The organism is Melaminivora sp. (assembly GCF_032059615.1).
Lineage (GTDB): Bacteria > Pseudomonadota > Gammaproteobacteria > Burkholderiales > Burkholderiaceae_C > Melaminivora.
The window spans coordinates 14,378-37,687 of the sequence record NZ_DAMCAM010000031.1 but is presented as its reverse complement, the minus strand read 5'-3'; the positions used below and the strand labels follow the sequence as shown (position 1 = coordinate 37,687).

Below are 23,310 nucleotides of genomic sequence, written 5' to 3'. Positions count from 1 at the left end.
GTGGCTGCGCATGCCGATGCCGACGATGCTGACCTTGGCGATCTTGTCGTCGCCCGTCACCTCTTCCGCGCCCAGCTGCGGCACCACCTGCTCCTTGAGCAGTTCGATGGTTCGCTGGTAGTCGCCGCGGTTGACGGTGAAGCTGAAGTCGGTGCGGCCTTCCTTGCCGACGTTCTGGATGATCACGTCCACGTCGATGTTGGCCTGGGCCACGGCGCCCAGGATCTGGTGCGCGATGCCCGGGGTATCGGGCACGCCCAGGACGGAAATTTTGGCTTCGTCGCGGGTGAACGCGATGCCCGATACGACGGCTTTTTCCATTTGTTCGTCTTCCTCAAAGGTGATCAATGTGCCGGACTTGGCCTCTTCCTCGATGTCGATGTCCCAGGACGTGAAGCTCGACAGCACGCGCATGGGCACGCGGTACTTGCCGGCAAACTCGACCGAGCGGATCTGCAGCACCTTGCTGCCCAGGCTGGCCATCTCCAGCATCTCCTCGAAGCTCAGCGAGTTGAGGCGCCGGGCCTCGGGCACGACGCGCGGGTCAGTGGTGTAGACGCCGTCCACATCGGTGTAGATCAGCACTTCGGCCGCGCCCATGGCGGCGGCAATCGCCACGGCCGAGGTGTCGGAGCCGCCCCGGCCCAGCGTGGTGATGTGGCCGCCCTCGTCGATGCCCTGGAAGCCCGTCACGATGACCACGCGGCCGGCATCGAGGTCGGCGCGCACGCGCTGATCGTCAATGGACTCGATGCGCGCCTTGGTGTAGCTCGAATCGGTGCGCACGGGCACCTGCCAGCCGGTGTAGCTCACCGACGGCAGGCCCTCGGCCTGCAGCGCGATCGCCAGCAGCGCCGACGAGGCCTGCTCGCCCGTGGCGGCCAGCATGTCGAGCTCGCGGTGGTAGGCGGTGTCTTTTTTCGAGGGCGCCAGCTCCTTGGCCAGGCCGAGCAGGCGGTTGGTTTCGCCGCTCATGGCGCTGGGCACCACCACCATCTGGTGGCCCGCGCGCGCCCACTTGGCCACGCGCTTGGCGACGTTGCGGATGCGCTCGGTCGAGCCCATCGACGTGCCGCCGTATTTGTGAACGAACAATGCCATGGAATATCTTGAATGGGAGCGGGGCCTGTGGCGCTCAGGGGCTGTCGCGGCGCGGGTGCGGCGCGGGTTTTGGCGCGCTGGCGCCCCGTTCGGATGAGGGAGCCAAAACCGCGGGATTGTAGCAATCGAGCACCGCGCCTTCGCGCACCACGCAGCCCTGCCCGACCCTGATGCGGATACGGTGTCCACGCGTGCTGCAGGCGGCCAGCTGCGACTGCAGCTCGGCCAGCTGCGCGGCGCTCGGCGTGGTGGCGTGGCAGGTGCGCAGCCAGTGGCGCAGCACGTTGGCCTGGCGCGCGGGCGTCAGCGCCCGCAGCTGCTCGATGCGCGGCGGCACACCCACGCCGGCCAGGTCGGCCGCGGCCAGCTCCTGCAGCAATTCATGCGCCTGCGCCGCATGCTGGCAGGAGCGCGCGAAGGTGGGGCGAAACTGCGGGAAGACCTGTTCGAGCACCGGCAGCAGGCGCCGGCGAATGCGGTTGCGCGTGTAGCGCTCGTCGACGTTGGTCGGGTCTTCGATCCAGGTCTCGCCGCGCGCACGCAGCCAAGCGCGCACCTGGGCGCCCGGCACCGCCAGCAGCGGCCGCTGCCATAGCAGCCCTCCCTGCCGCCACTGCGCCGGCATGGCGGCCAGCCCCGCCACCCCGGCACCGCGCGACAGCGCCAGCAGCAGCGTCTCCACCTGGTCGTCGGCGTGCTGCGCCAACGCTATGGTTTGAATAGCTGCATCTCCTTGCGTGGCAAGGGCCAGAGCGGTCAAAGCCTGGTAGCGGGCGTGGCGCGCCGCGTCCTCGGGACTCTGGCCGGGCGCGGGGCGGGCATCCACGCGCTGCACGGCCAGGGGCACGGCAAGGCGCGCGCACAGCGCGGCGCAGTGCCGCTCGAAGTCGTCGGCCGCGGCCTGCAGGCCGTGGTGCACGTGCAGGGCCTGCACCCGGCCCGGCCAGCGCGCGGCGCAGGCGATCAGGAGCGCGCTCGAATCGGCGCCACCGCTCAGCGCCACGGCCAGCGGCAGGCGGGGGACGAATGCGGCGATGGCCGCGTCGAAGGCTTCGAAGCCCGCGGCGGACGTGGCGCCGGGCGCTGCTGCCCGGCGGACGTCAGCGGCTGTCGGCCTTGGTGTCGGAGAAGCGCCCATAGCTTTGCAGCCGCTCGTAGCGGCGCTGCAGCAGCTCGGGCGTCTTCAGGTCGGCCAGCTGGCGCCAGGCATCGCCCAGGGCGCGCTTGAGCAGCGACGCCATCTGCCTGGGGTCGCGGTGCGCCCCACCCACCGGCTCGCTGACGATCTTGTCCACCAGGCCCAGCGCTTTCAGGCGGTGCGCGGTGATGCCCATGGCCTCGGCCGCGTCCTGCGCGCGCTCGCTGGTCTTCCACAGGATGGAGGCGCAGCCCTCGGGGCTGATGACCGAATAGACCGAGTACTGCAGCATGATGACCTGGTCGGCCACGGAGATCGCCAGAGCGCCGCCCGAGCCGCCTTCGCCGATCACCGTGGTGATGATGGGCACTTCCAGCTGCGCCATCTCGTAGATGTTGCGGCCGATCGCCTCGGACTGGCCGCGTTCCTCGGCGTCGATGCCGGGAAAGGCGCCAGGTGTATCGACGAAGGTGAAGACCGGCAGCTTGAACTTCTCGGCCGTCTTCATCAGGCGCAGCGCCTTGCGGTAGCCCTCGGGGCGCGTCATGCCGAAGTTGCGCGCGGCGCGCTCCTTCGTCCCCCGCCCCTTCTGGTGGCCGACCACCATGCAGGCGTTGCCGTTGAAGCGCGCCAGGCCGCCGACGATGGACTGGTCGTCGGCGAAGTGCCGGTCGCCGTGCAGCTCGACGAAGTCGGTGAAGATCTCGCGGACGTAGTCCAGCGTGTACGGGCGCTCGGGGTGGCGCGCGATCTTCGTGATCTGCCAGGGCGTGAGAGTGCTGTAGATGTCCTTGGTGAGCTGGTGGCTCTTTTTGCCGAGCTGCTCGATCTCCTCGGAGATGTCCACCGCGCTCTCGCTTTGCACGTAGCGCAGCTCGTCGATCTTTGCCTCGAGTTCCGCGATGGGTTGCTCGAAGTCCAGGAAGGTTTTCTTTGCCAAGATGCTTGCTCCTCGTCTGGCCCGCCGGGTGCCGCCCGCGGCTGGGGCGCACGGGGCCAGGAGTTCGTTGGAATCGGTCGTGGGAATCAGTAGTTGACCGGCAGGGGATCCAGCGAGCGCCAAATATACCAAGTGGCCACGCTGGCCCAGGGCCGCCAGGCCTGAGCCACCTCGCGCGCATCGCTGCGGCTGACGGGCTCGCCCGAGAAGTAGTTCTGGCTGATGCCGCGGATCAGGCCCACGTCGTCCAGCGGCAGCACGTTGGGCCGCAGCAGGTGGAAGATCAGGAACATCTCCGCCGTCCAGCGGCCAATGCCGCGGATCGCCACCAGCTCGCCGATGATGGCCTCGTCGTCCATGCCCTGCCAGCGCGCGGGCTCGAGCTTGCCGCCATCGAAGTGCAGCGCCAGGTCGACGATGTACTCGACCTTACGCGCCGACAGGCCGGCCGCGCGCATGTCGTCCACACGCAGGCGCAGCACCTCGGCCGGCGTCAGCGCCTCGGGCAGGGCGATGAAGCGGTCCCACACGCGCTGCGCGGCCTTGACCGAGATCTGCTGGCCCACCACGCTGCGCGCCAGCGTGGCAAACGCGTCGCCGCGCGACTGCAGGGCGCTGTCGCTGAACTGCGGGATCAGGCGTTTCATGACCCGGTCCTTGCGCGCCAGGTGCCGGCACGCCTCCGCCCAGTAGCCGGGCTGGCCCGCAAGCACGGCGGGCGCTTCTTTTTTGCTAGCTGCCACCCGTTACTCCGTGCGGGTTTTCAGCTGTTTTACCTGCAATGCCATTTACCGCGCGGCCTCCCAGGTGGTACCGTCGGCGCCGTCCTTGAGGGCGATGCCCTCGGCCAGCAGCGCGGCGCGGATGCGGTCGGCCTCGGCCCAGTCGCGGGCCGCCTTGGCGGCAGTGCGCGCGGCGATGCGCTCCTCGATGGCCGCGGCATCCAGCGTGCTGCCGGACTGCAGGAAGGCCTCGGGCTCGGCCTGCAGCAGGCCCAGGTGGGCGCCCAGGGCCTTGAGCAGGCCGGCGGTCTCGGCCGAGCGGCTGCGGTTGACCTCGCCCGCCAGGTCGAACAGCACGGCCACGGCCTCGGGCGTGCCGAAGTCCTCGTCCATGGCGGCCTTGAAGCGCGCGGCGTGCAGTCCGCTCCAGTCCACTTCCGCCAGGGGCGCGGGCGCCACCAGGCTGAGCGCGGTGTAGAGGCGCCTGAGCGCGGCGCGCGCGTCGTTCAGATGCACGTCGCTGTAGGCCAGCGGGCTGCGGTAGTGGCTGCGCACCACGAAAAAGCGCACGACCTCGGCGTCGTAGCTCTGCAGCACGTCGCGGATGGTGAAGAAGTTGCCCAGGCTCTTGGACATCTTCTCGTTGTCCACATTGATGAAGCCGTTGTGCATCCAGACCTGCGCGAACGGCTGGCCGGTGGCGCCCTCGCTCTGCGCGATCTCGTTCTCGTGGTGCGGGAAGGCCAGGTCGGCCCCGCCGCCGTGGATGTCGAAGCTCTCACCCAGCAGCGCGCAGCCCATGGCCGAGCACTCGATATGCCAACCGGGGCGCCCGGCCCCCCAGGGGCTGGCCCAGCGCACCTCGGCGGGCTCATCGTCCTTGGCGCTCTTCCAGAGCACGAAGTCCAGCGGGTCGTGCTTGCCGTCCTGCACGGCCACGCGCTCGCCGGCGTGCAGGTCGTCCAGCGACTTGCCCGACAGCCGGCCATAGCCGGGGAACTTGCGCACGGAGAAATTCACGTCGCCGCTGCCCGCCTGATAGGCCAGGCCGCGTTCCTGCAGCCGGCCGATCATGTCCAGCATCTGGGGCACGTAGTCGGTGGCGCGCGGCTCGTGCGTGGGCCGCTCTATTCCCAGGGCGTCGGCGTCCTGGTGCAGGGCGGCGATCATGCGGCCCGTGAGGCTGCGGACGGATTCGCCGTTGTCCAGCGCGCGGCGGATGATCTTGTCGTCGATGTCGGTAATGTTGCGCACGTAGGTCACGGTGTAGCCCGAGGCGCGCAGCCAGCGCTGCACCACGTCGAAGGCGATCATGGACCGGGCATGGCCCAGGTGGCACAGGTCATAGACGGTCATGCCGCAGACGTACATGCGCACATGGCCGGGTTCGAGCGGGGAGAAGTCCACGAGCGCACGCGACAGCGTGTTGTAGATACGCAAGCTCATGCAGAGGAGTGAAAGGGCGGAAAAAGGGAAGCGGGGGCGCTGGTGGCGGGGCAGCCGGGCCCATCGCCTGGCGGGGGCGGGCGGCCTGCCCGGGCGGGCCGCCGTTCGGCCTCGGCGAAAACCCCTCGGATACAATCGCCGGCAGTATAAGCCCGCCTGCCGCCCCGTGCGGGCAGCCCGTCAGGCCCGCGGCCTGTCTTCCCTCCCCCTCCCCTTTGCCCCCTCGCATGAACGCTGCCCGCCGCCCCGCCCCCGGTTTTCTGCGCTGGCTGGCCCTGGCGGCCGCCCTGCTCGCCGGGGGAGCGCAGGCGCAGCAGCAGCCAGGCCATGGCTACGACGACGTGCAGCAGCTGCTGCGCGCGGGCCAGGCCGGCGCGGCCCTGCCGTTGCTCGACGAGCGCATCGCCGCCCATCCGGGCGATCCGCAGCTGCGCTTTCTGCGCGCGGTGGCGCTGGCCGACACGAACCGCCAGGACGAGGCCATTGAGGCCCTGGTGCAGCTGACCCAGACCTACCCCGAGCTGCCCGAGCCCTACAACAACCTGGCCGTGCTCTATGCCGGCCGCAACCAGATCGACAAGGCGCGAGAAGCCCTTGAGATGGCGGTGCGCGCCCGCCCCGACTACGCCGTGGCGCATGAAAACCTGGGCGACATCTACAGCCGCCTGGCGCTTGCCTCCTATGCCCGCGCGGGCGAACTCGCCCCGTCGGCCGCGGCGCAGGTGGCGCCGCGCATGCAGCTGCTGCGCCAGCTGCTGGCGCTGCCGCCAGGCGGGCGCTGAGCGGCGGCCCGCCCCGCCCGATCCGCGCAGCCTGCGCGGCGCACCCCACTTTCACCCCGTCCCCCCTTCCTTCCCGCTTTGGAGCCGATGACCATGATTTCCAGAAGAAAAGTCGCTTCAACCCTTGCCAGCATTGGACTAGCTGCCATCTTTTGTGTAGCACCCACCCTGGCCCAGACGGCCCAGCCCCAGGTGCGCCTGGCGACATCCATGGGCGACATCGTGGTGCAGCTGGACCCGGCCCGGGCGCCGCAGACGGTGGACAACTTCCTCACCTACGTGAAGGACGGCCACTACGACGGCACCATCTTTCACCGCGTCATCGACGGCTTCATGATCCAGGGCGGCGGCTTCACCCCCGAGATGCAGCAAAAGCCCACTCGCGCGCCCATCAAGCTCGAAGCCGCCAACGGCCTGAAGAACGACAAGTACACCATCGCCATGGCACGCACGGGCAACCCCGATTCGGCCACGGCCCAGTTCTTCATCAACGTGGCGAACAACGACTCGCTCAACGCGCCCAAGCCCGACGGCCACGGCTATGCCGTCTTCGGCAAGGTGGTCGGCGGCACCGACGTGGTGGAGCGCATCCGCGCCGTCGCCACCAGCAGCCGCGGCATGCACCAGAATGTGCCGAGCACGCCGGTGGTCATCCGGTCGGCCAGCGTCGTCCAGTAAGCAACCCCTTTTCCCGTACCCACCCACAAGGAGCCGCAGCCATGAGCGCCAACCCCAACCCGCGAGTCGAACTGCACATGAGCATCACCGAGGGGGACACCGTCTCCAAGGGCGTGATCACCCTGGAGCTCGACCGCGAGCATGCGCCCAAGTCCACCGAGAACTTCCTGTCGTACGTGAACAAGGGCTTCTACGACGGCACGATCTTTCACCGCGTCATCAAGGGCTTCATGCTCCAGGGCGGCGGCTTCACCCCCGACATGAAGCAAAAGGCCACCGACGCGCCCATCGAGAACGAAGCCGCCAACGGCCTGAAGAACGACAAGTACACCATCGCCATGGCACGCACGGGCGACCCGCACAGCGCCACCGCCCAGTTCTTCATCAACGTGGTGGATAACGGCTTCCTGAACCACACCTCGCCCACGGGCCAGGGCTGGGGCTATGCCGTGTTCGGCAAGGTCGTCTCCGGCGAGGACATGGTCGAGCAGATCAAGAAGGTGCGCACCACGCGCAAGGGCTTCCACGACGACGTGCCCTACGACGCCGTGGTGATCGAGAAGGCCGTCGCCCTCTGACGGCTGCCGCCGCATCGCCCAGACCCTGCCTCGCATGAACCCGGCCGTGCCCCCCATCGCCGAGCTGCACGCGCCGGCCGGCTGGCGCGCGGTGGACTGTCTGTCCGACCTGCACCTGGAGCCCGGCGCGCCCGCCACCCTGGCCGCGCTGGCCCGGCACCTGCGCGCCACCACGGCGGATGCCGTGCTCCTGCTGGGCGACCTGTTCGAGGTCTGGGTGGGCGACGACGCCATGGACGAGCCGGGCAGCTTCGAGGGCGAATGCTGCGCCCTGCTGCGCGAGGCGGCGCAGCTGCGGCCGACCTATTTCATGCACGGCAACCGCGACTTTCTGGTCGGCGCCGAGTTCTCCCGACGCACCGGCATCGTCCTGCTGGCCGACCCGACGCTGCTGGTCTTTGCCGGCCGGCGCTGGCTGCTGAGTCACGGCGACGCGCTGTGCCTGGACGATCTGCCCTACCAGCGCTTTCGCGCGCTGTCGCGCGAGCCGGCCTGGCAGGGCGCGCTGCTGGCCCGGCCGCTGGCCGAGCGCCGCGCCACCGGCCGCAACGCGCGCGATGCCAGCGAGGCAAAGAAACAGGCCGGCAACGCCCCTTATGCCGACGTGCACCCGCAGGCCGTGCAGGCCTGGCTGCAGGCGGCCCGGGCCGACGCACTGGTCCATGGCCACACCCACCTGCCGGCGGACCATGTCCTGCCCGGTGGCGCCATGCGCCACGTGCTGACCGACTGGGACCTGGCCGCCACGCCGCCGCGCGCCGGTGTGCTGCGCCTGGGCGCGCACGGGGCCGAACGCCTGCCTCTGGCCGGCTTTTCTTGCCATTGAGGGCGCCCTCCATGTGGCTGCGCAGACTGGTGCAACGCGTGCGCGGCGCCGTGGCGCCGGTGCCGGACATCCCGGCCGCGCTGTGGCTGCAGGTTGTGGCGCGTCACCCCTTCCTGGCGGCCCTGGATCTGGCAGAGCTGGCCCGGCTGCGCGCGCTCAGCGCCCTGTTTTTGCAGCGCAAGCAGTTCACCGGTGCGCACGGGCTGCAGGTGAGCGACGCCATGGCGCTGTCGATCGCCGCCCAGGCCTGCCTGCCCCTGCTGCACTGGGGCGAGCCGGCGCAGGCCCTGGCCTGGTATGACGACTTCGTCGGCATCGTGGTGCACCCCAGCGACGCGCTGGCGCGGCGCAAGGCCATCGACGAGGCGGGCGTGGTGCACCATTACCACGAGGTGCTGCAGGGCGAAGCCATGGAGGGAGGCCCAGTCATGCTCAGCTGGCCCGCCGTCGATGCCGCCGGGCGCGCGGACGGCGAGCACGCCACCAGCGTGGTGATCCACGAGTTCGTGCACAAGATCGACATGAAAAATGGCGTGGCCGACGGCTGCCCGCCCTTGCCGCCCGGCTTTCTCGGCACGCACGGGGTGCGCGCGGCGCATGCGGCCTGGCGCGCTGCCTGGGAGCCGGCTTACCAGGCGTTTCGCGAGCAGGTGGTCATCGCCCAGCGCTTCGGCGGCGACTGGCCCTGGCTGGATGCCTATGGCGCGACGGCGCCGGCAGAATTTTTTGCCGTGGCGTGCGAGGCCTGGTTCGTGCACCGCGAGCGCTTTGGCCAGGAGTTTCCCGCCCTGGCCCCGGTGCTGCAGGCTTTCTTTAGGCCGGGGGTCTGATGCCGGTGGCCACGCGCTGGCGCACGCCGGCCAGCACTGCCTTCAGGCGCCGGGCGTTCTCGGGGCCCATGCGCAGCAGCATCTTCTGGCCGCTGCTCAGGCGCTGCAGCGCCGGGTCGGCGAACTCGTAGCGCACCCAGGGCCGGGTGGAGGGCACCTGGCCCGCCACGGCGGTGAGCTGCACCGCCAGCGGACCGGCCGGCTCGGGCGTGGCTAGCAGGTGGTCGAGCACGGCCACCAGCCGGTCATTGAAGTAGCGTCCCGGGTAGCCCAGCTCCTCATAGGCCGTCTGGAACCACGGATAGAGCCGGGCATAGAGCCCCACGGCCGCATCCAGCGGCACACCCTCGGCAAAAGCGACGAAGGCCCGGTAGCGCGTGGCGTTGTCGGGCGCGATGGTCTGCGTCTGCGCATCGGCCGGCCCCTGCACGGCAAAGCGTCCGGGTGCCGGCTGCACCGGCCACAGGCGTGCGGCCACGTGCTCGCGCGTCAGGTTGTCCACCGTGGCGACGGTGCGGCGCACAAAGCCCTCGGGCTCCAGGAAGGTGGCTACCTGGCGTGCGCCCAGCAATCCGTCCAGCGCCTGGCGCACCTCGCCGTCGGCCTCGGCCAGCGGCGGCAGGGGCTGCTGCGGCGGCGCAATGTCTTCGATGGGGTGGTGCAACGCCGGCTCGGCGGCAGGCGGCTGGTCTGCCGGGGCGGCGGCCGTCGCCTGGACGCTCTCGGGGGCGAAAGCGCGCCGCTCCTTCCACCACCACCAGGCGCTGGCGGCCACGATGGCCACGAGCAGCAGCAGCCATCCGGCAAAGGAGGCCGCGGTGGGTTGGGAAGACGGGCGCCGGACAGAGTCGGGTGCGGGCATGGGCTGGTCCTTTCGCGTCCATGGTGCCACGGAAGGCACCCGGGGCATCCTTCAGCGCCCGGATGTGTCCCTGTCGGGAGCCGGGGCTCCCGCCCGCAGCGCGGCCAGCAGCGCGTGTTGCAAGGCCGCGGCCTGCTCGAACTGCACCCAGTGGCCGGCGCCCTCGATCAGCTGCAGGCCGCGAAAGTCGGGTGTCGCCCGGGCGTAGGCCCCTTCGAGTTCGCCGATCCAGGACTTGTACAGCGCATCGGCCCGGCCGTAGATGGCATGGACCGGACACGCCACCTGCGGCAGCGCACGCGCCAGGGCATCGGTGTGCGCCAGGCGGCGGCGCGGCATGCGGTCACGCATCACGTTGGCCACGTGCACGGCCAGCGCCAGCCCGCCGTCGGCATCGATGGCAGCGGGGTCGGCCAACATCAGGGCCGCCAGGTTGTGGCGATGCACGCGCAGCTGCTCCTGCGCGGCGAGATGCCGCCAGGCCAGCAGTTCGAACTGGCGCCTGGGCACCACCCCCATGGCGGGCGCGCCCACCAGCACCAGCTGGCGCGCCAGCGCGGGGTGCTCTGCCAGGAGCAGCCCGGCCACCAGACCGCCGAAGGAAAATCCCACCAGGTCGCAGGCGCGCCCCTCGAAAAGCCCGGCAAGGCCCTGCGCCAGCGGCAGCACCAGCGCGTCGGCGTCGGACCCGACCGGCGGCGGGTCCGAATCACCGAAGCCGGGCAGGTCCGGTACCCAGACGCTGCGGCCGGTCGCCAGCAGGGCGTCGATGTTGCGCACCCAGTGCAGCCAGCTGCCGCTGCCGCCATGCAGCAGCACGAGCGGGGGCTGGGCCGTGCCGCCTGCCACGGACTCCCAGACACGCCAGACCATGGAGCCCGCGCAGCAGGGTGTGCGCAGCTGCCGGGCCCGGCCCGCCAGCGCCACCACCCAGTCGGGCAGCGGCGGCCGGGCCGTGCGATTCAGGTACTCCACTGCGCCACGCCGTCAATGGCCAGCTGGTAGCCCTGCACGCCGAAGCCGCACAACACGGCGCGTGCCGCGGCCGACAGGTAGGAATGGTGGCGAAACGCCTCGCGCGCATGCACATTGCTGATGTGCAGCTCCACCAGCGGCACGCCCGTGCCCTTGACGGCATCGAGCAGGGCCACGCTGGTATGGGTATAGGCGCCGGCGTTGAGCACCAGCCCGGCCAGCCGGCCGGCGGCGTGCAGGCGACCGGCTTCGTGAATCCAGTCCACCAGCTCGCCTTCGTGGTTGCTCTGGCGAAAGACCAGGGTCAGCCCATGGCGTTCGCAGCTCTGGCGACACAGCCCCTCGACGTCGGCGAGCGTGTGGGCACCGTAGATCTGCGGCTCACGCGTGCCCAGCAGGTTCAGGTTGGGGCCGTTGAGGACGAAGACGGTCTGGGTCGAGGACATTGGGAAGGCTGCCGGCATGGGTGGGCCGCCATTATGCGAGCCGCCCGGCAGCCCCCGGGGCTAGCGCCAGTTGCGGTGTCCGCCCCCGTGGTGCCCCCCGCCGCGGTGGCCACGATGACCGTGGTGGTAATAGGCCGGCGGGCGCGGCGAGATGATGACGGCCGGCGGCCCGTAGTACACCGGTCGCGGCGACCGGTAGGCCGGCGGCATGTGATAGACGGGCGGCGGGGGCGTGTAATAGACGGGCGGCGGGGTGTAGTAGACCGGCGCGGCGCTGCTTGCACCCACCACCACGCCCGGCACGCCCACGCCCACCGACCAGTACACGTCGCTGCGCGCCTGGGCGGCGCCTGCGCCTCCCAGCAAGGCCAGGCCCAGGGCGGCCGAGGCAAGCGCGGCGAGGCGGGAACGATCTGCGGTCATGAGGATTCTCCTGTGGCGGCAGCGCACGGCCGCCCGCTTTTCTAGCCAGAGATGAATAAGAGGAAAAAGCCGCGGAGGGCTTTGCGGTACAACGCACCAGAGGGGCGCGGGGATGGCAGAGTGTCGATCTTTGTTGTGTCGGAACGTACGGCCCCGCGTCACAGGCCGTAACCGCCAGCGGCCTAAAATCAGGCAATGAGCACCAGCGCCGACAAAGAAACCCCGAAACCCAGCAATTTCCTGCGCCAGATCGTCGAGGCCGATCTGCAGCAGGGCACCCACGCCGGCCGCCGCTGGGGCGGCGGGCCGGGCGACGCCCGGCATCACGAGCAGGGTGGCGTGGACGAGGCCCGCATCCGCACGCGCTTTCCGCCCGAGCCCAACGGCTACCTGCACGTGGGCCACGCCAAGAGCATCTGCGTGAATTTTGGCCTGGCGCGCGACTATGGCGGCACCTGCCACCTGCGCTTCGACGACACCAACCCCGAGAAGGAAGACCAGGAGTACGTCGACGCCATCATCGATGCCGTGCACTGGCTGGGCTTCGACTGGAAGGATGCCGACGGCCACGAGAACCTGTATTACGCCAGCAACTACTTCGACTTCATGTACCGCGCCGCCGAGTACCTGATCGAACGCGGACTGGCCTACGTGGACGAGCAGGCGCCCGAAGAGATGCGCGCCAACCGCGGCGACTTCACCCGCCCGGGCACCGACAGCCCCTACCGCAGCCGCAGCGTGGCCGAGAACCTGGCGCGCTTTCGCGAGATGAAGGAGGGCCACCTGCCCGATGGCGCCGCCGTGCTGCGCGCCAAAATAGACATGGCCGCGCCCAACATCAACCTGCGCGACCCGGCCATCTACCGCATCAAGCACGCCGAGCACCACAACACCGGCAGCCAGTGGTGCATCTACCCGATGTACACCTACGCCCACCCCATCGAGGACGCGCTGGAGCACATCACCCACTCCATCTGCACGCTGGAGTTCGAGGACCAGCGCCCGTTCTACGACTGGCTGCTGGACCACTTGCGCGAGGGCGGCCTGATCGCCTCGCCCCAGCCGCGCCAGTACGAATTCGCCCGGCTGAACCTGACCTACGTCGTCACGAGCAAGAGAAAGCTCAAGCACCTGGTGGACAGCGGCACCCTGACCGGCTGGGACGACCCGCGCATGCCGACCATCGTGGGCCTGCGCCGGCGCGGCTTCACGCCCGAGTCCATCCGCGACTTCTGTGAGCGCATCGGCGTGACCAAGGACTACGCCTGGATCGATTACGCGCTGCTGGAAGCCTGCCTGCGCGACGACCTGGAGGCACGCGCGGCGCGCGCCATGGCGGTGCTTGACCCGCTCAGGCTCGAACTGACCAACTGGGCCGAAGTCTTCGGCAGCGACGAACACCTGGAGCCCTGCGAGCTGCCCGCCCTGCCCCACGCGCAGGACGGCCAGGACGCGCCCCTGCGCCGCTTCACCCTCGGGCGCGAGTCCTGGATCGAGCGCGAGGACTTCGCCGAAGCGCCGCCCAAGGGCTACAAACGCCTCTTTCCCGGCAACCGCGTGCGCCTCAAGGGCGGCTACGTGATCGAATGCACGGGCTGCGAGAAGGACGAAGCCGGCCGCGTCACCCGCGTGCTGGCCACCGTCGTGCCGGACACCAAGAGCGGCACGCCCGGCGCCGACAGCGTCAAGGTCAAGGCCGCCATCACCTGGGTCGGGGTGCAGGATGCCGTGCAGGCCGAGGTGCGGCTGTATGACCGCCTGTTCACCGACGCCCAGCCAGACGCGGGGGGCAAGGACTACCTGGCGCTGCTCAATCCGGACAGCCTGAAAGTGGCCAGCGCCTGGGTCGAGCCCTCGCTCGCCGGCGCGCAGCCCGACGACAAGTTCCAGTTCGAGCGCTTCGGCTACTTCGTCGCCGACTGCAAGGAGCACAGCGCCGCGCACCCGGTATTCAACCGCATCACGGGCCTCAAGGATTCGTGGGGCAGGTAATCAGAGCGTCGGGGCAGACAGGCGCGTCCGCCTCCTTCCTACCCCGGGGGTAGCGGCGCGGCGCTACGGTGCGCATTGTTTTCAACTCGTTCGCCGGAGAAACAATGCACACCACCCTCGCCCTCAAAACCCTGTCCGTGGCTGGTCTGGCTGCCCTCATGACGGCCTGCGCCAGCGGTCCGCGGGATGCGGCCCCGCCAGCGCCCGTGTCGATGTCGGGCACCGTCGTGGGCCAGGCCCAGGCGCCCTCGGCCACGGTTCTGCCTGCCATGGCCCCGCAGTTGACCACCCACGACTGGGAGATGGTGGCCATGGCCGATACGCAGGGGCGCAGCGACACGCGCTGGCGCGTGCCTGGCGAGCAGCCGCCCCGCCTGCATTTCGAGGATGGACGGGTGTCGGTGCAGAACCTGTGCAACGCGATCAGCAGCAGCTACCAGCTGCAAGGCCAGAACCTGACGTTGACGCAGGGGGTGTCCACCCGGCGCGCCTGCCCGAACTCGACCTGGATGGACCTGGAGACGCGCATGGCACGCCAGCTCCAGGGCACGGCCAGCTATGAAGTGCGCAGCAACGCTGGCGGCCCGGCCCTGCTGGTGCTGCACTTCGCCGATGGCAGCCGCTGGGAGCTGACCGGCACGCCCACCGCACAGACACGCTATGGCAGCGCCGGCCAGCGCATGTTCCTGGAGGTCGCGCCCGACCGCATGGCCTGCAACCACGGCGTGGTGGCCAATGCCCAGTGCCTGAAGGTGCGCGAGATCTATTACGACAACAACGGCGTGCGCCAGAGCGAAGGGCCGTGGCAGCCGCTGTACGGCGAGATCGAAGGCTTCAGGCACGAGAGCGGCATGCGCAACATCGTGCGGGTCAACCGCTTCGACCGCCCCCAGCCCGTGCCGGCCGATGCCTCGGCACAGGCCTACGTGCTGGACATGGTGGTGGAGTCCGAGCGCGTACGCTGATGCGTTGATGCGCTAAAAAACCAAAGAAACGGCCGGAAACCCGCGCCGTTTCTCGGGTTGCAGCTCTCTTTTTTATTGAGTGCTGCTCAGGGCGCCCGCCTGCGTCAGGCGCTCGGCCACGAGCAGCTTCTGCAGTTCGGCGCGGCTCATGATGCCCAGGTCTTCCGCGACCTGGGCGATGGGCTTGCCGCTGGCGATGGCGCCCTTGGCGATGGAGGCGGCCTTCTCGTAGCCGATCAACGGGTTGAGTGCCGTCACCAGCGTCACCGACTCGGCGATGCGCTCGGTCAGCAGGTCGTGGTTGGCGACGATGCCTTCCACGCAGTTGGTCTGCAGCGTCGCGCAGGCGCGGGCCAGGTGGTGCAGGCTCTTGTGCAGCGCCCAGGCAATCAGCGGCTCGAAGGCGTTGAGCTGCAGCTGCCCAGCTTCGGCCGACATGGTGATGGCCACGTCGTTGCCGATGACCTCGAAGCACACTTGGTTCATTACCTCCGGGATCACCGGGTTGACCTTGCCCGGCATGATGGACGAGCCTGCCTGGCGCGCCGGCAGCTTGATGTCGCACACCCCGGCCTGCGGCCCCGAGGACAGGAGGCGCAGATCGTTGCTGATCTTGGACAGCTTGGCGGCGATGCGCTTCAAGACACCCGAGATATCGACGAAGGCACCCGTGTCGGACGTGGCGGCGATCAGGTTGCCGGCGGCCTTGACGGGAACGCCCGAGAACTCGGCCAGGCGCGGCGTCACCACGTCCACATAGCCCACCGGCGCGTTGATGCCGGTGCCAATCGCCGTGCCGCCCATATTGATCTCGCACATCAGGTAGGCGGACTCGCGCAGGCGGCGTTCGTCATCCCGGATCATGGCGGCGAAGGCCTCGAACTCCTGGCCCAGCGTCATGGGCACGGCGTCCTGCAGCTGGGTGCGGCCCACCTTCAGCACGGGCGCGAACTCGCGCGCCTTGGCCTCAAAAGCGCCGCGCAGCGAGGCCAGCGCATCCAGCAGCGTCTGGATGCCGAACCAGGTCGCCATCTTGACGGCCGTCGGATAGGTGTCGTTGGTGCTTTGTGAAGCATTGACGTGGTCGTTGGGGTGGATCACGTCGTAGCGGCCCTTGTCCAGGCCCAGGTGCTCCAGCGCCCGGTTGGCGATCACCTCGTTGGCGTTCATGTTGGTGGAGGTGCCGGCCCCGCCCTGGATCACGTCGGTGATGAACTGGTCATGCAGCTGGCCGGCGATCAGGTCGTCGCAGGCGCGGGCGATGGCGCCGGCCTGGGTCTCGTTGATCACGCCCAGTTCCAGGTTGGCCTGGGCCGCGGCCTTCTTGACGAAGGCGAAGGCGCGGATCAGCTCGGGCATTTGCGCCACGGTCTGTCCGGTGATGGGGAAGTTTTCCACGGCGCGCGCCGTGTGCACGCCCCAGTAGGCGTCGGGAGGAATGGTCTTGGGGCCGAGGAAGTCCTGTTCTTGGCGCATGGTCGGGCTGCTGGTGCTTGAAAAAATGAAAAAGAAGAGAGCGGGTCTTGCGACCCTTGGGGCGCTGCCGTGACATGGGGCAGCTGCCGCAGCAGGGACCTGGGCCGGCCGCTGGGGCCAGCGCGCCAGACTTCTTGAGCGGCGCGTGCAAGGGCCCGGGCGGGTGTGGCACCCGGGCCGTGAAGATCCATACGAGGCAACGCCCTGGCGGTACGGCTCCACGGAAGAAGTGAAGCGGCGCCGCTCAGGGCATGGGCGCGATTATGAACCAATGCGCGGTCGATGCATGAATCCATCACTTGCACGCATAACCGCTTCGCGGGTCTGTCGTCGCAAGAACACGGCCAAGGTCCAGGGGCCTGGCTCGCCAGCGCAATGCCCGGCATTGCCTGTTCAGGCCGGGGGCTGCGCAGCCTGAGGCGTTGCTTGCGCCGGGGAGTGCCCGGGCAGCATGACCTGCACGCACAGCCCCTGGCCGCCAGGGGAGCGCAGATCCAGCTGCGCTCCCATGCCTTCGGCCCGGCGACGCATGTTCTCTAGGCCCCGGCCCCCTCGATGCGCCAGAGCACCCGGGGCCAGGCCGCGGCCGTTGTCGCTGATTTGCAGGCACCACCACAGATGACCCTGGGTATCGGTCACGAAAGCGGTTTTCACCATCAGCTCGCTGGCTTGCGAATGCTGCAGCGCATTGCTCAGCGCTTCCTGGGCGATGGCTGCCAGATCCCGCGCCGCTTTCCCCTCGGGCCAGGGCAGGCGGGGGTCGAACTCGACCTGCCAGCGCAAGGCCAGGCCACGGCGCTCCAGCACGGGTTGCAGGCGGTGCCGCAGCCGTGCCAGCCGGTCGGCGAGGGCTTCATCTTCCCCATCCATCGAATCGACCACCAAGCGCAATTCGAGCAGGCACCGTTCAAGCGCCTCTGCCAGGGGCTGGACCCTGGCGTCGGTCCTGTCCATGAGTCCCATGGCACCCAGCAGCCGGGAGCCGACCTGATCGTGCAGGTCACGCGCGATGCGTTGGCGCTCCTGCAGCACCTCTCGGCTAGGCTGCCTGGCCCTCCGGGCACGCAAGCGCAGCGCCCGGGACAGGCACAGCACGAGGAGCACGCCCAGCAGCAGCGTGGCTGCGAAACCGACGAGCTGCACGTTGTGCGTTGTAGTGCTGCCCCATCGCTCTCCCCACACCCAGAGCAGAGCAATCGCGGCCAGCTGTACACCCCAGAGAAACAGGCAGAACAGGATGAATACGAAGGTGCGCGGGCGGATCGACACCCGCTTGCGACCGTTGTCCTGGGTGCGGTGGGCCACCGGCGGCTCCCGGCAAACGGTTCAGAACAGGCCCCGCAGCAGGGCGAATCGCACGGCCTGCGCGCGCGTGCGTACCTGCAGCTTCCGGTAGATGTTCTTGATATGCGAATCCACAGTCTGGCTGCTGATCACCAGGTGCGCGCCAATCTCCGCGCTGGTGTGGCCATTGGCCACCATGCGCAGCACCTCTTTTTCCCGCTGTGAGAGGCGCTCGGTTTCAGCCCTGGCGCACGCAGGCGCGTGCGTGGCGCCACCGGAACGGGCTTCGAAGCGCTGCAGCAGGCGCCGCGCCAGGTTGGGCGTGATGGAGGCGCCCCCGTTGGCCACCTGCAGCACCGCCTGGGAGTAGTTGCCGAACCAGGAATTCTTGACCAGATAACCCGTGGCCCCCAGCTCGAAGGCATGCATCACCTGCTCATCGCAGTCCATGATGGACACGACGATGGCCTGGGACGCGGGACAGGCGGTCTTCATCAGGTCGATCAGCGCAAAACCCTCACCGTCGCTCAGATGCAGATCGACCAGCATCACGTCGAAGTCATGCTGCTTGATGGCCTTGCGCCCTTCTCGCACGCTGGCGGCTTGCGCCACCAGCAAGGTCCGCGCATCGGCCATCAGCTCCTGGGCAATGACGCGGCGCATGTGCGCATCGTCGTCCACGAGCAGCACACGCACGGGCTTTTCCAACTGCCCCGTGAGGAACTCCGGCCAGATCGATGGAGGGTTGTCGTGCATGGAGAACTGGGCTCGTGGCCGAAAGCCATCCACCGGGATGGGCGCACGGCCCGGGGTTTCTGCGCTTGAGTTCAGCATCATGGCACTCTCCTGGGGAGCCTCGTTGGGGTACCGGTGGCACCCAGGCAACGTGATCGCTGTCCACTGCATGTCGACCAGCGAGGCGACAAAAAATACACCCAAACACATGAAGAAATGCGTAAGACCGAATCAACTTACACGGGTGACATTTTGAAACTACCCTGAAAGGGTAGAAAAATCTCGACCAGAGGGATCTTTTCAGGCTCGGCTTCTTTCCTAAAAGCTGCCGTCCTTTGCAGAAAACAGGAACCAAGGGGGCGTTTTTTTTATTTTCTTGCTGACTGCTCAACTTTTTGAACCAAACAAGACTTCTGGAGATCCCATTCAAAGAATACACGCCAGCGATTGAGTTACTTCAGTTACGGAAAAAAACCAAATTTCCATGCCATCCATGTAACGGTCGTCATCCCTTCGTGAGCATTCCTTGCAGGCCCGGAAACTGTCGCTCTTCTGCTGTCGCCGGGTCCATGGAAGCTACCCTGTTTCAGTGATGTATTTTCTGCCTCGTCCTGCAGACACTGGAGCCAGACAAGAGGTGCGCCAGGCGACCTGATCGATTTCAGTCTCCCCAGTGCTTTCTTGTCCAGTCCAGCCGCAGCTTCGGTCCACTTTCCAACCTTCCGAAACTGCGGCGTTCTTCACCTTCCCTGGAGACCGTGTCATGAAAGCCCTTGCATTTTTCACTCTGAGCACCCTCGCCACCGCAGCCATGGCGGTCACTCCGCCCAGCAGCATGACCCTGAGCGGGCCGACGTCGCAAACCACCAATGTGCAGACGTCCACCGTGGTCAACCATGCCGAATCGGGCGGCGCGGCGCGGCAGAACATGTCCTCCAATGCCGGATCGGTGAGTGTTTCCTCCAGCGGCAACTCGACCCAGAACACCGGTCTGGCCAATGTCTATGTCGGCAACGAAGCCAAGAGCGCCAATGCCGAAGCGCAGCAGAACCTGGCCAGCAACAATGGCAAGATTCAAATCAAGGCCACTTCCGAGCAAAGCGCCTATGCCCATGGCGGCGGCGGCATCAACAACGTGGCCGAATATGGCAAGGCCACGGCCATCCAGAACGTCTCCTCCAACTACAGCGACGTGAAGATTGACGCCAAGAGCACCCAGTACACCGACAACACCGGCAGCTACCTGAACAACTACGCCAGCGGCAATGGCGCCCTGGCCGTGCAGAACGTTGCCTCCAACTATGGCAACGTTACGATCGGCTCGACGTCCACGCAAATCGCTCTGCTGAACAACAGCGGCGTCTACAACAGCGCCCACGGCGGCTCCATTGCCGTGCAGAACCTGTCCTCCAACGATGCCTGCGCGGAAAACCCTCCCTGCCCGAACGGGGTGTGCCAGTAATGGCCTAGCAGGCGGCACCGGGCCTCTCGGGGCCTGGTGCCTTTTTCTTTTGCTCCCGTTGGAGGCCTGCCATGACCGCCCGTACTTTGATTTCGCGTGTTTTCTGCCTGCTGGCCTGCACAGCCGCAGCGGCTCCCGTGGCGCAGGCCGCACCCGGGGAAGACCCGGTGGTGCTGCAAAGGAAGGTGAATGTGCAGATGCAGCCTTTGCCCGCGGCGCCGCGCTCGGGTTATATCAATTACCAGAACGGCATTCCAGCATGGCAGCAGGCGCGCATGACACGCTACGTCGCCAAGGCCTTCTCGGCCAACACCACCGGCATCACCACCGAAAAGGACGTCGTCCACGCCGTGGACACGCAGGGTGCCAAGGTCGTGTGCTCGCAATCGGTGGGCAGCAACGTGGCCAGCGCCGGCGCAGCCGGCACGGCCGGTGGCCCGGGCATCAAGACCAGCGGCGACCAGGTGGTGGTGCTGCGCGGCGACCTCGTCAACATCTGCTGGTGACTCACGCACCCACCGCGCCCGCCCGGGCGCCCACGGCAGCCACAAGAAGCATCCAGGGAACTCACATCATGACTCGCGTCCACACCAAGCCTTCCCTCTTTGCGCGTCCTGGCTGGCTGCTGATGGCGGCGGCCCTGCTGACTGCAGGCTGCAGCACACCCATGGACCCGCGCAAGGACGCCCGGCTGCACGACGCGGCCTACACCACCGACCGACCGGTGGTGCGCCCCACGCGCTCGGTGTCGAGTTTCTCCGATTCGCTCATGTGCATGGACCACATGCTGCGCGCCGCGCAGCTGCCCACCACGCTCATCACCAGCAAGCAGGTGGTGGACTATTCCAGCCGCGTGCCGGTGGCCGTCAAGGACATGATCATCACGTCGCTGTCGCAGATGTCGCGCCTGTCCAATGCCTTCCGCTACGTCGATTACGAGGTGGACATCGTGCGCCAGGACACGGTGCAGAACCTCACCACCATCTTGCTGAACAACAACCTGATGCAGCTGCAGCGCCCGGCCCTCTATGTGTCGGGCGCCATCGCTTTCGTGGACCAGAACGTGGCCTCCAACCGCTTCGGCGCCGGCACCTCGGCCAGCCGGCTGGACACGGGCTACAGCAACAACCGCACGGCTACCGTGATCGGCCTGGAGATGCACCTGGGGGACTTTCGCACGCGCACGCTGATCCCCGGGCTGGACTCGGCCAACGAGGTGGTGATCGGCGGGGGCAGCCAGGGTCTGGACGTGGCCGGGCGCATCGGCAGCTATGGCGTGAACTTCAACGTCGGCCGTGATTACGCGCTCGGCGCCGGCGGCGCCATGCGCACGCTGGTGGATCTGGCGACCATCGAACTCGTGGGCAAGTGGGCGCGCGTGCCCTACTGGCAGTGCCTGACGCTGGAGCAGACCCACCCGGACTTCCAACGCCAGATGCGCGACTGGTTCGAGCAGAGCGGCGCAGCAGGCCAGGCACGCCTGGTGCAGAGCTCACTTACCGCCCAGGGCTACCTGCAGGCGGGCGTGGAGCCCCTGGCCCTCGACTCCCCCGCGGTGCGCACGGCGCTGGCGCAGTTCCAGGTCGACAACCTGCTCCTGCCCACGGGCGTGCTGGACTTTGGCACCTATGAGCGTGCCCTGCGCCACTTCGTCGCTCTCGCGCCCGACGGTTCATTGCAGCGCGTGGGCTGGGGCCCCACAGACCCGGGCACCTCGACCACGCGGGTCGCCGCGGGGCCCGTGCCCGCGGGCAACGCCCCGCGCCCCACGCTGCAGGCCACCGAGGCCGCGCCCCGGCGCATCGACATGCAGATAGAAAACATCCTGCCCGCAGGCGCTTCCCCGACCTTCGAAGTGGGCGAGCAGGTGTTCGCCTCCGTCACCGTGTCGCGCGCCTCGCACCTGTATTGCTATTTTTCCGATCCCAACGGCAACGTCATGCGCCTGACCCCCAACACGGTGACCCCGCATTCGCTGGTGGCCGCGAACCAGGCCGTACGCCTGCCCGACTGGCTGGTGCCCAACCCGGCGTTCGTCATGGACGCCACCAGCCCCGGCGTCGAGCGCGTCGCCTGCTTCGCCTCGACGGACGATGCCCTGCCCCGCCTGCCCGCGGCCCTGCAAAGCGCCGGCCTGGTCAACATCGGAGGCTATCGCAGCATCGAAGACGTCGATGGCGCCTTCGCCCAGGCCCTGGGAGCGGGCGAATACACCCGTGCCGAGCTGAATTGGCGTGTCATCCCCAGAAAGGTCCAGCCGGAAGCCGGCGCTGCGCCTGCCGCGGCCCGCTGAACAGGCCCGGCTCCATCCCTGATCGGCCTGCGCAAAAAACCCGGGACGACGCCCCATGAAGCTGCCTTCGTCCTCCTGTCCCATGCGCGCGGCGCCGTACCTGCTCGCGGCCCTGGCCCTGTTCTGGGTGCTGCTTTCCGCACACGCCCTGACGGCCCGGCCACAGACCGCCGACTGGTCGGAGCAGTGGGCGGCCGCGCCGGCGCCCCCGGCGGCTCCTCCCATGGTCGCTCCCGGGGCTGCGCAATCGGAGCAGTTCCTCACCGGGACGCCGCCTGCCACGCCCATCGAGCTGTCGGCGCCCGTGGGCGGCAGCCGGATCGAGCCCGCCGGCACGGCCCAGCCTGCCCCGCTGCGCCTGGCGCCCGAAGCGGATGCGCCGGCGCTGGCGCGGCTGCAGAGGCTGCGCGCCGCGGCCCTTGCCTCTGCACCCGGCGGCAGCAATGCTGAAAAAGCGGCCGCGCGCAGTGCCTGGATCCTCGGGTTGCTGTATTTGCACGGCGAGGGCGTGCCCCTGGACCGCACGCAGGCGCTGCACTGGTTCGAGCGGGCCCACGCCCACGGCGAGCCCATGGCCAGCGCGGGACTGGCCTGGTGCCAGATCGACGGCTGCCAGGGCCCCGCCAACCCTGCTGCCGCACGGCCCTGGGTCACGCAGCTCGCGGGCACGGATGCATCCCTGTCGCTGCTGCTGCAGTGGTGGGTGCAGGAACGCCTGGCGCCCATGCCCGCGCCAGCGCCAGGCGCACCCGGCGCACCCGCCGCACCCGCCCGGGATGCGGCGGGCAGCGCCCGGCTGGCTTTGCTGCAGCGTGCGGCCCAGGCGGGCAATGCCGGCGCGCGCAATGAACTGGGCCTGGCCCGCCTGGCAGCGGGGCGGCTGCACGAGGCGCTGGGCGAGTTCAGCCTGGCGGCCGAAGGCTCGCCAGCCGCAGCGGCCAACGCCCGACTGCTGGCCGAGAGGATGCGCCAGCAGCAGCGCGCGGCCAGCCCGCCAAAGCCTGACAGCGCGGATGAATGGCTGACCCAGGCCCTGCGCTACCACCGCGGCGAGGGGGTGCCTTCCAACTACACCGAAGCCATACGCCTGTACCAGATCGCCGCCGCCCAGGGCAGCCAGGCGGCCAGGCGCATGCTGGAGCTGATCTACTCCCGCCCCGGCCCGGACGGCATGGTCGACGTGGCCTGGATGCGCCAGCTGGCGACCATGCAGGTGTCCCCGGAGGGTGCGGTGCTGGCCATGCAGCCGCCCCCCACTCCCCAGCTGTTCGTGCGCGACCCCACGCCGCTGTACGCCCTGCTGCCGCCCGAGTGGCGCAGCCGGCCCGCCGTGGGTGCGCCCTAGGGGAGGGCCTG

23 protein-coding genes are annotated in these 23,310 nt (G+C 68.7%); 11 read left to right on the top strand and 12 right to left on the bottom strand.

Annotated features, from left to right (window positions below; genetic code table 11):
* From RT051_RS08695 to cysS, 5 genes are all read right to left on the bottom strand, one after another.
* Positions 1–1,101, bottom strand: a 1,101-nt coding sequence (locus tag RT051_RS08695) for an aspartate kinase (protein ID WP_313075119.1), incomplete at its 3' end; no start/stop codon positions are given.
* A gap of 34 nt (positions 1,102–1,135) precedes the next feature.
* Complete coding sequence (gene tilS, locus RT051_RS08690) at positions 1,136–2,239, bottom strand: tRNA lysidine(34) synthetase TilS (RefSeq protein WP_313075116.1); 1,104 nt, start codon at positions 2,237–2,239, stop codon at positions 1,136–1,138.
* Entirely contained in the window at positions 2,202–3,179 is a 978-nt protein-coding gene (locus tag RT051_RS08685) for an acetyl-CoA carboxylase carboxyltransferase subunit alpha (RefSeq protein ID WP_313075113.1), read from the bottom strand. Before RT051_RS08685 ends, tilS begins: the two co-directional genes overlap by 38 nt.
* Before the next feature lie 86 nt (positions 3,180–3,265).
* Positions 3,266–3,922, bottom strand: a complete 657-nt coding sequence (locus RT051_RS08680) for a DNA-3-methyladenine glycosylase 2 family protein (RefSeq protein ID WP_313075110.1) — start codon at positions 3,920–3,922, stop codon at positions 3,266–3,268.
* 45 nt (positions 3,923–3,967) lie between these two features.
* Positions 3,968–5,347, bottom strand: a complete 1,380-nt coding sequence (cysS, locus tag RT051_RS08675; RefSeq protein WP_313075107.1) for a cysteine--tRNA ligase — start codon at positions 5,345–5,347, stop codon at positions 3,968–3,970.
* 227 nt (positions 5,348–5,574) lie between these two features.
* Between cysS and RT051_RS08670 the strand changes: the two genes are divergently transcribed.
* The 5 genes from RT051_RS08670 (at position 5,575) to RT051_RS08650 (ending at position 9,041) form a co-directional block, all read left to right on the top strand.
* Positions 5,575–6,129, top strand: coding sequence for a tetratricopeptide repeat protein (locus RT051_RS08670; RefSeq protein ID WP_313075104.1), 555 nt, complete (start codon positions 5,575–5,577; stop codon positions 6,127–6,129).
* Between the two features lie 93 nt (positions 6,130–6,222).
* The gene (locus RT051_RS08665) at positions 6,223–6,807 is read left to right on the top strand and encodes a peptidylprolyl isomerase (protein WP_313075101.1); all 585 of its coding nucleotides are present in this window, start codon (positions 6,223–6,225) and stop codon (positions 6,805–6,807) included.
* A 41-nt stretch (positions 6,808–6,848) separates the two neighbouring features.
* On the top strand, positions 6,849–7,385 hold the full coding sequence (locus tag RT051_RS08660) for a peptidylprolyl isomerase (RefSeq protein ID WP_313075098.1): 537 nt from the start codon (positions 6,849–6,851) through the stop codon (positions 7,383–7,385).
* A 34-nt stretch (positions 7,386–7,419) separates the two neighbouring features.
* On the top strand, positions 7,420–8,211 hold the full coding sequence (locus RT051_RS08655; RefSeq protein ID WP_313075095.1) for a UDP-2,3-diacylglucosamine diphosphatase: 792 nt from the start codon (positions 7,420–7,422) through the stop codon (positions 8,209–8,211).
* An 11-nt stretch (positions 8,212–8,222) separates the two neighbouring features.
* Positions 8,223–9,041 carry a zinc-dependent peptidase gene (locus RT051_RS08650; RefSeq protein WP_313075093.1) on the top strand — a complete coding sequence of 273 codons (819 nt, stop codon included), beginning with the start codon at positions 8,223–8,225 and terminating at the stop codon, positions 9,039–9,041.
* Here the strand turns inward: RT051_RS08650 and RT051_RS08645 are convergent.
* The 4 genes from RT051_RS08645 to RT051_RS08630 are packed head-to-tail and all read right to left on the bottom strand — an operon-like array spanning position 9,025 to position 11,747.
* A complete protein-coding gene (locus RT051_RS08645) occupies positions 9,025–9,903 on the bottom strand; it encodes a DUF3014 domain-containing protein (RefSeq protein WP_313075090.1) in 879 nt (292 codons plus the stop codon). The two genes, RT051_RS08650 and RT051_RS08645, sit on opposite strands and share 17 nt — an antisense overlap.
* A gap of 51 nt (positions 9,904–9,954) precedes the next feature.
* Positions 9,955–10,878 (bottom strand): alpha/beta fold hydrolase, encoded by a 924-nt coding sequence (locus tag RT051_RS08640; protein ID WP_409520580.1) that lies wholly within the window; start codon positions 10,876–10,878, stop codon positions 9,955–9,957.
* On the bottom strand, positions 10,866–11,324 hold the full coding sequence (gene aroQ / locus RT051_RS08635) for a type II 3-dehydroquinate dehydratase (protein ID WP_313075086.1): 459 nt from the start codon (positions 11,322–11,324) through the stop codon (positions 10,866–10,868). Before aroQ ends, RT051_RS08640 begins: the two co-directional genes overlap by 13 nt.
* A gap of 60 nt (positions 11,325–11,384) precedes the next feature.
* On the bottom strand, positions 11,385–11,747 hold the full coding sequence (locus RT051_RS08630) for a hypothetical protein (RefSeq protein ID WP_313075083.1): 363 nt from the start codon (positions 11,745–11,747) through the stop codon (positions 11,385–11,387).
* 195 nt (positions 11,748–11,942) lie between these two features.
* Here RT051_RS08630 and RT051_RS08625 point away from each other — a divergent pair, with 195 nt between their 5' ends.
* Together RT051_RS08625 and RT051_RS08620 are read left to right on the top strand one after the other, a co-directional pair.
* On the top strand, positions 11,943–13,739 hold the full coding sequence (locus tag RT051_RS08625; RefSeq protein ID WP_313075080.1) for a glutamine--tRNA ligase/YqeY domain fusion protein: 1,797 nt from the start codon (positions 11,943–11,945) through the stop codon (positions 13,737–13,739).
* 104 nt (positions 13,740–13,843) lie between these two features.
* Positions 13,844–14,704: an META and DUF4377 domain-containing protein gene (locus RT051_RS08620; RefSeq protein WP_313075076.1), complete on the top strand. Its 861-nt coding sequence runs from the start codon at positions 13,844–13,846 to the stop codon at positions 14,702–14,704.
* A 72-nt stretch (positions 14,705–14,776) separates the two neighbouring features.
* Here RT051_RS08620 and RT051_RS08615 read toward each other — a convergent pair whose 3' ends face one another.
* The 3 genes from RT051_RS08615 to RT051_RS08605 all read right to left on the bottom strand — a co-directional run bounded on the left by RT051_RS08615 (position 14,777) and on the right by RT051_RS08605 (position 18,298).
* On the bottom strand, positions 14,777–16,180 hold the full coding sequence (locus tag RT051_RS08615; RefSeq protein WP_313075073.1) for an aspartate ammonia-lyase: 1,404 nt from the start codon (positions 16,178–16,180) through the stop codon (positions 14,777–14,779).
* Positions 16,181–16,573: 393 nt separating this feature from the next.
* Entirely contained in the window at positions 16,574–17,485 is a 912-nt protein-coding gene (locus RT051_RS08610) for an ATP-binding protein (protein ID WP_313075070.1), read from the bottom strand.
* A 21-nt stretch (positions 17,486–17,506) separates the two neighbouring features.
* Positions 17,507–18,298 carry a LuxR C-terminal-related transcriptional regulator gene (locus tag RT051_RS08605; RefSeq protein WP_409520581.1) on the bottom strand — a complete coding sequence of 264 codons (792 nt, stop codon included), beginning with the start codon at positions 18,296–18,298 and terminating at the stop codon, positions 17,507–17,509.
* Between the two features lie 664 nt (positions 18,299–18,962).
* Between RT051_RS08605 and RT051_RS08600 the strand changes: the two genes are divergently transcribed.
* The 4 genes from RT051_RS08600 to RT051_RS08585 all read left to right on the top strand — a co-directional run bounded on the left by RT051_RS08600 (position 18,963) and on the right by RT051_RS08585 (position 23,299).
* Positions 18,963–19,661 carry a hypothetical protein gene (locus tag RT051_RS08600; RefSeq protein WP_313075067.1) on the top strand — a complete coding sequence of 233 codons (699 nt, stop codon included), beginning with the start codon at positions 18,963–18,965 and terminating at the stop codon, positions 19,659–19,661.
* A gap of 71 nt (positions 19,662–19,732) precedes the next feature.
* Complete coding sequence (locus RT051_RS08595) at positions 19,733–20,167, top strand: hypothetical protein (RefSeq protein ID WP_313075064.1); 435 nt, start codon at positions 19,733–19,735, stop codon at positions 20,165–20,167.
* Positions 20,168–20,235: 68 nt separating this feature from the next.
* On the top strand, positions 20,236–21,954 hold the full coding sequence (locus RT051_RS08590; protein ID WP_313075061.1) for a DUF4384 domain-containing protein: 1,719 nt from the start codon (positions 20,236–20,238) through the stop codon (positions 21,952–21,954).
* 55 nt (positions 21,955–22,009) lie between these two features.
* Complete coding sequence (locus RT051_RS08585) at positions 22,010–23,299, top strand: hypothetical protein (RefSeq protein WP_313075059.1); 1,290 nt, start codon at positions 22,010–22,012, stop codon at positions 23,297–23,299.
* Positions 23,300–23,310 lie beyond the last annotated feature (11 nt).